Genomic DNA, 6,000 nt, shown 5'->3' on the forward strand with positions numbered 1-6,000 from the left:
CCGAAACCGCGCCAGCGGGTTCGGCGGAGACTGGCAGGTGCGCCAGCAGCTGCCTGTCGGAGTCGGGCCTGACGACCGGATGCCGCCAGGCAGCCGGGAGCCGAAGGTGCGCCCGGCAGACAGAACAACGCTGCAGTAGTCAGAATCAGAGCAGCAGATAAAGGAACAACAACATCAGGAACAGTTCCATAACATAAGAAAGAAACACTCCTGAGTCAGACACATCACAGACGGGAAGGGTAACGGGCGACGCGCCAGCGTGGCCCGCTTCCCTTCCGGCAGGCGCCAGCCTGCCAGGGATTTTCGCGCGGGCTGACAGGCGGCCTCCACCGCCTGCCCTGTATCACCTGTTTCTGCAGCCCTGAAGGATATAGTGACCACCGAGGAAAACCGCCTGCTGATTCACCACAAAATCGCAGATTTCATCAACAATCTGCGCAGTGGTGAGCGGTTTCTGCCCCATTTCACGACGCCGCGCATTAATCACGGCTTTGTAATTGCGCAGAATTTCGCGGGTTTCTGTGCTGATATTCATGACATGTGCTCCCCGTCCAGCGCCTGTAACACAACGTCCATCGCTTCGCGTTCTTCCCTGACGAATGCGTCACCGTCGCCCCCGTTCTCACTCCCGACGGCATACAGGCGCTTCATTTCACTGCCTGCCAGCGCCATCACTTTTTCCAGCATCACCGCCGGGACTGTCACCTGACGGCTGACGCGCTTTTCTTCCATCAGTTCACGAACAACGTCGTGAACAACGCTGACATCCGCACCATGCTCAAAGGCATCGTCCAGCCGCTGCATGACGGTTTCCAGCTCATCGTCTGGCAGGTTCCAGTCCTGGGCTATGTGACGCACATCCCCACGGGTCAGCACCACGGCAAAAACGCATTCACTGTCCGGCACGTCTGTATCCAGCACTTCGCGGATAATTTCTTTAACAGTACAGTACATTTTCTCGTCTCCTTTACAGGGGCGGCATTGCCGCCCCGTCCGTTAATCAGTCCAGAGCCGCGTAAATCGCGTTGCATTCAGGGTGAAATTCGATGTGACGCCACAACTGCGCATCGCGCATCCGGTAAAGCTGGGTCAGTCCTGCATCACCGCTGTCGTGGTACAGCCACAACTGGCGGTTAATCACAAGGGAAGTCAGAATGATGCCGCAGGCATCAGCACTCACGGTACGGTCAAACCAGTTTGCACCGTTCACCATGTGGAAACGGTCGCCATCCGGCATCATGTAACCGCCACCGTCCGGCAGGCGGATGAAGTGCCAGAATCCGCCTTCATATTCCGGCATCATTTTTTTCGCCAGCGCGTACACAGATGCCTCGGCATACAGAAAATCCAGGCCAAACAGGTAAGGCAGAAAGAAGAGGCGGTCGCATTCTTCAACATTCAGAGTGACAGGTTTCGCATATTGCATGATGTTTTCCTCCGTTGTTCACATATTCCGCGACACCGGGCGGTGCCGTGCCTCCATAAAAGCCGGGCGAACAGGCGGGGATGCAGGGGCGCAAGGGAAGCCGCAGCCTGACGCACACGGCTGACGGGAGTTGCAGGGTGAGGCCGCGAAACCTGAGCGGGCGAACGACCGGAAAATCACGGCAGACGGGAAGGAGGGACCGGGTGACCGTAGCGGCGAAGCGTACCCTTGCATCAACGCCAGCCCGGCTAAGATGGAGGCACGGCACAGCCCGCACACGACGCTGAGGCCACATAACTGAAAAACCACAAGGCCATGCCCTGCATGGCCGGGTAAAGCGGAGCCGGCGGCGACTTCCTTTGTGCTCTTTCCGGTGACCGGCAGGAAAAAGGCGGGGATTTTCCCCGCCATCGTCATCATTTCCGGATTTTTGCCAGGGCATCCGCCATGCTGCGAATTTCAGCCCGGGCTTCCCGGACCACCTCCCGCAGAACACCACGGTCAAACCACCGGCGGGGCGGTTCATCCGGTATACGCAGCACATCGCAGGCCAGCCCACTGGACAGGATATGCTCCACACACTCACTGACCAGATACTTTTCCACCGACGAAAAACGTGCTCCCCGGTTCAGGATGGCATCGAGCACCACGGGCAGGTTTTCGTCGTCTTCATCGAGCCAGCAGGGGTGATCGCTTTCCTTCACCACCAGGCGAAAGCGGCGCGTCTGGCGGGTCAGCAACGTCTGACCGGTTGTGGTCAGCGCCGCCCTGATACGCTGCGCATCTTCTGCCACCCGGCAACTGACACTGCGTACCGCATCGCGCACTGCATCAAGAACTGCCCTGATTTCGTCTTCGGTCAGCCATTCTCCGGCATACGGGAAAAACACCTGTGTTCCGTCTGCCGGAAGTACCGGCAGCGACTGCCACTGACTGCCGGACAGTACCAGTTCCGCCCCGGTTCCGGTCAGTTTCTGAATGGCGGAGGCCAGGAGCGGCGGCAGTACGCCGCCGTGACGGTTGATGAGTAACGTCGCCAGCCGGGGCGCATCCAGCAGAACATAAATGCTGATCCAGCCCGGATACTTCGGGTTCCGCTGGTCAACATCCGTCTCTTCCGGCCAGCCCTGCGCCAGCAGCAGGTTGCGGGCGTGACGACAAATCAGTGCGTTCAGCGTTGTGTTTTCGTTCATGATTAATCGTTCTCCCTGAATCGCCGCCCGGAGGCGGCGATAACATCAGTCGTTTTCGTGTCTGTTGTTTTTCAGCAGGGTGCGGGCCTGATTAATCACCGCCTGACGGCGGGTGACGCATTCCGGGACGGCGAGGCCATGATCCCGGGCGGCCCATTCACGTTTCCACAATGCCTGTTCAGCGGTCTGAATCAGGGACGCCAGCAGTTCAGCAGGGACGGTCACCTGGCGGTTTTCGCTCACGTTATTGATGATCTCCATCGCCACGCCGGAAGAAATACCGGATTCAGTCCGCTGGTCTTCCGGGATGTCCTCCAGGCGCGCCAGGACGGTTCTGATTTCATGATCGGACAGGGAAATATCCATTCCGTCAGCGAGGGCCTGAATCTCTTCCGGGGACCAGATAAGCAGCATCAGCGGCATGTCTCCCGGATACTTTACTGCCAGCTCCCGGCATAGCGTTTCGCATGTTCCGTACATTCTCGTCTCCTTCTCAATCTTTAAAGCACGCATCCAGTTCCAGAATTTCGGTATATGCCTCCATCAGGAGGCGGTTTGCGCGAAACAGCGTCTGACGCACCAGACGTTCCGGCAGGGTGTCGGCATTAAAGCTGTACCGCTGCTCCATCTCATTCATGGTTGTACGCAGGTCGCACATGGCATTGGCCACCTCCGCCACTTCGGCGCGAAGTTTTTCGTGTCCGGCATAGTTCATTTACGCAGCCTCCGGCATAAACCAGTCATCATTCGCGGCCCCCTGCTGCATGGCTCGTTGTACGGCGGCAAGGCGTTGCTGCCCGGCACGGTGATACTGCTCAAGCAGCTCGATACCGATATACCGGCGTCCGGACTGGAGGGCGGCCACGCAGGTTGAGCCGCTGCCTGCAAACGGGTCTTATGTTGTGATGATCGTTATGTTGCGTATATCTTTTTAGGAGTTTTTAATTGTGTGAATGAGAAAGATGAAGACAACATAACGAACGGTGAGTATTGAATTGAAGGGAGATGTTGTCTCTGACGTAGAGAACGTTCAAAATCAATCAACACGCATGCATCTTTCTCTGAATATCTGGCTCATCTGTGTTCCTGCCCTGCGGAGTTCATGCATTTCATTATTGAAATTAAATCCACCTTCTGATGGGGCACTCCGATGTTCAGCAGGGACCTTACTGGTGCGCATGCTCGTTAATATGGAGTGTTGTAGCATGACTTTCTCCATTATTTGTGCTTCATCAGGCAGAAGATATGGAAGCAACTTAAACACCTGATGTTCCAGATTTTTCTGTTCTTCTTTAATTTTTTCATCAGGAACCCTCTTTTCTGGCATTTGTTCACCGTATATAAGATCTTCCAGAGTAACTACATTGGGATACCCGCGGTCCGCCCGAAACATAATCTCAGTTGCCAAAGATGCACTTTCCTGGAGTTTTGTACAGTGTAGTTCAGTCGCTTGTCGTCTGGCATCCGCATGTAGATTGTCTTCAGCCTCTTGTTTTTTTACATCCAGCATAAAGAACTCGGACAGAACGTTACCAAGACCAGTAGCAAAAGTAATCAAGAGGGTAAATATCATTCCCTGAAAAAGTTTTTCTTTGGAAAAATTCTCGTTCATGTTAACTATTCCTTCGTCTGTTTTTTATCGTGTTGACTATAGTTTACCCACAATTAACTGGAATATATCAAATTTGTTTTATACTATACCCAGAGCTAATTTATGAATGCATAACATGTCAAATAATAATTATTCATGAGTATTCTTAGAATAAGAACAGAAGATATTCCCTGTATATACAGTTTGAAAATTTTATATTGATTTGAGAAAAGCCATTATATCATTCTGTTTTTTCCATGGTTTCAATACTTTCTCCTTCTGCTCCGGTTCACACATCTTGAGTGCCTGTGCTTTCATTTCAATATCAACTTCTGCGTATATTAGTGTTGTAGACAATGAAACGTGTCCCAACCATGCTCTGATAGTATTAATGTCCACACCTGCTCGAAGCAGATGAGTGGCTGTTGTGTGGCGTATAGTATGCGGACTCACTCGCTTACTGATTAATGATGGAAGTGAACGTGCAGCAAGAGCTGCGTTACGTACAACAATGTCATGGATACCAAAGCGTGTCAGCGGATTATGTTCTCGATTAATAAAAACCGCTTCATCTGGTTGGCGATCTCCGATTAATAATCGTAGAAGTCGTGCAGTCTCCGGCCAGATAGGGCAATGCCGACGCTTATTACCCTTTCCGTGTAACACAACTGATGAGCTTTCACGTCTGTCAAATCGGTTTAGAGTTAAATCACCGATTTTGACATGTGCAACTTCATCTGCACGAGCCCCAGTGTTATAAAGGAACAATAAAATGGTATGATCTCTTCTCCCCTGAATGGTCGTGATATCAGGTGCCGCCAACAAAGCATCCATTTCATCCTTTTCCAGATAGTTCATTATAGGTGCACTACTTTTCCGCTGTGGGATACTTTTTAAGCTACCATACCATTCTGTGTATTCCGGTGCCTTTATAGCTATATAACGGGCCAAAGAACGTATTCCCGCAAGGCGTTGATTTCGTGTTGTCGCACTGCAATGCCTATGATCGCCAAGATTACATAGAAAACCACGTACGCAGCTTTCTGAAAGATCTTCGACAGTTAGTTTATCTATTTCTTTTCCCACTGTAGACGATATGAAGGGAAGTAACAAACGGAGCATATCTCGGTAGCTTTTCTGTGTGTTATGGGAAAAATTTCGTTCGCTAATCAAATATTCCAGCAGAAAACGCCGAACCCATGTACTTAACAACTGATTATTACTCATATTTTCCTCCAAAAGCATAAGCTTCAAAGCGAAGGCTGGCCTCATCAAGCAACTGTGGGGTCATGCTTAAATAGACTTGTGTCGCCCGGAGATGAACATGTCCCAGATAAACTGAAAGATGAGGTAATAACAGCTGTACATCCTCACCTTTTTGGTACCATGAAACTAAACGATGCACGGCAAATGAATGACGTAAATCATGTATTCGTGGCTGGTATCGTGCACCATCCTGGCGCCAGATACTGCAATTATTACAGAGCCGACGGAAATAACTTTGAAGTGTATAAGCACATATCCTATTACCTTCCGGGCTGGAGAAAAAAGGTAATGACTCCAACTTATTGATAGTGTTTTATGTTCAGATAATGCCCGATGACTTTGTCATGCAGCTCCACCGATTTTGAAAACGACAGCGACTTCCGTCCCAGCCGTGCCAGGTGCTGCCTCAGATTCAGGTTATGCCGCTCAATTCGCTGCGTATATCGCTTGCTGATTACGTGCAGCTTTCCCTTCAGGCGGGATTCATACAGCGGCCAGCCATCCGTCATCCATATCACCACGTC

The 6,000-nt window shown here is 51.5% G+C and carries 10 protein-coding genes and 1 pseudogene; all 11 read right to left on the reverse strand.

Annotated elements, in window-relative coordinates; all coding sequences use genetic code 11:
• Window positions 1–343: 343 nt before the first annotated feature.
• Window positions 344–535, reverse strand: a complete 192-nt coding sequence (locus G434_RS23990) for a hypothetical protein (RefSeq protein WP_016230903.1) — start codon at window positions 533–535, stop codon at window positions 344–346.
• Window positions 532–954: a DUF1380 family protein gene (locus tag G434_RS23985; RefSeq protein WP_000271725.1), complete on the reverse strand. Its 423-nt coding sequence runs from the start codon at window positions 952–954 to the stop codon at window positions 532–534. The genes G434_RS23990 and G434_RS23985 overlap by 4 nt, the downstream gene beginning before the upstream one ends.
• 46 nt (window positions 955–1,000) lie before the next feature.
• The gene (locus tag G434_RS23980) at window positions 1,001–1,426 is read right to left on the reverse strand and encodes an antirestriction protein (RefSeq protein ID WP_016230902.1); all 426 of its coding nucleotides are present in this window, start codon (window positions 1,424–1,426) and stop codon (window positions 1,001–1,003) included.
• Window positions 1,427–1,842: 416 nt separating this feature from the next.
• A complete protein-coding gene (locus G434_RS30190; protein ID WP_016230901.1) occupies window positions 1,843–2,619 on the reverse strand; it encodes a hypothetical protein in 777 nt (258 codons plus the stop codon).
• A 45-nt stretch (window positions 2,620–2,664) separates the two neighbouring features.
• Complete coding sequence (locus tag G434_RS23970) at window positions 2,665–3,099, reverse strand: DUF1380 family protein (RefSeq protein ID WP_016239110.1); 435 nt, start codon at window positions 3,097–3,099, stop codon at window positions 2,665–2,667.
• A 13-nt stretch (window positions 3,100–3,112) separates the two neighbouring features.
• Complete coding sequence (locus tag G434_RS23965; RefSeq protein WP_001104879.1) at window positions 3,113–3,334, reverse strand: hypothetical protein; 222 nt, start codon at window positions 3,332–3,334, stop codon at window positions 3,113–3,115.
• Window positions 3,335–3,514 (reverse strand): annotated as a pseudogene (locus G434_RS26655) (DNA methyltransferase); the annotation flags it as partial.
• Between the two features lie 141 nt (window positions 3,515–3,655).
• Window positions 3,656–4,231 (reverse strand): hypothetical protein, encoded by a 576-nt coding sequence (locus tag G434_RS23960; protein ID WP_001004766.1) that lies wholly within the window; start codon window positions 4,229–4,231, stop codon window positions 3,656–3,658.
• A gap of 192 nt (window positions 4,232–4,423) precedes the next feature.
• A complete protein-coding gene (locus G434_RS23955; protein WP_016239111.1) occupies window positions 4,424–5,437 on the reverse strand; it encodes a tyrosine-type recombinase/integrase in 1,014 nt (337 codons plus the stop codon).
• The gene (locus G434_RS31055; RefSeq protein ID WP_071841884.1) at window positions 5,430–5,774 is read right to left on the reverse strand and encodes a tyrosine-type recombinase/integrase; all 345 of its coding nucleotides are present in this window, start codon (window positions 5,772–5,774) and stop codon (window positions 5,430–5,432) included. The genes G434_RS23955 and G434_RS31055 overlap by 8 nt, the downstream gene beginning before the upstream one ends.
• Window position 5,775: 1 nt before the next feature.
• Window positions 5,776–6,000 (reverse strand): IS1 family transposase (locus G434_RS23950; protein ID WP_001642742.1); only part of this gene is annotated, 225 nt, incomplete at its 5' end.

The sequence above is a fragment of the Escherichia sp. KTE172 genome (assembly GCF_000408845.1).
Lineage (GTDB): Bacteria > Pseudomonadota > Gammaproteobacteria > Enterobacterales > Enterobacteriaceae > Escherichia > Escherichia coli.

What these genes read in the sequence shown, in the direction of transcription:
- G434_RS23990 (WP_016230903.1), bottom strand. Translation starts at nt 535, where the DNA reads ATGAATATCAGCACAGAAACCCGCGAAATTCTGCGCAATTACAAAGCC.
- G434_RS23985 (WP_000271725.1), bottom strand. Translation starts at nt 954, where the DNA reads ATGTACTGTACTGTTAAAGAAATTATCCGCGAAGTGCTGGATACAGAC.
- G434_RS23980 (WP_016230902.1), bottom strand. Translation starts at nt 1,426, where the DNA reads ATGCAATATGCGAAACCTGTCACTCTGAATGTTGAAGAATGCGACCGC.
- G434_RS30190 (WP_016230901.1), bottom strand. Translation starts at nt 2,619, where the DNA reads ATGAACGAAAACACAACGCTGAACGCACTGATTTGTCGTCACGCCCGC.
- G434_RS23970 (WP_016239110.1), bottom strand. Translation starts at nt 3,099, where the DNA reads ATGTACGGAACATGCGAAACGCTATGCCGGGAGCTGGCAGTAAAGTAT.
- G434_RS23965 (WP_001104879.1), bottom strand. Translation starts at nt 3,334, where the DNA reads ATGAACTATGCCGGACACGAAAAACTTCGCGCCGAAGTGGCGGAGGTG.
- G434_RS23960 (WP_001004766.1), bottom strand. Translation starts at nt 4,231, where the DNA reads ATGAACGAGAATTTTTCCAAAGAAAAACTTTTTCAGGGAATGATATTT.
- G434_RS23955 (WP_016239111.1), bottom strand. Translation starts at nt 5,437, where the DNA reads ATGAGTAATAATCAGTTGTTAAGTACATGGGTTCGGCGTTTTCTGCTG.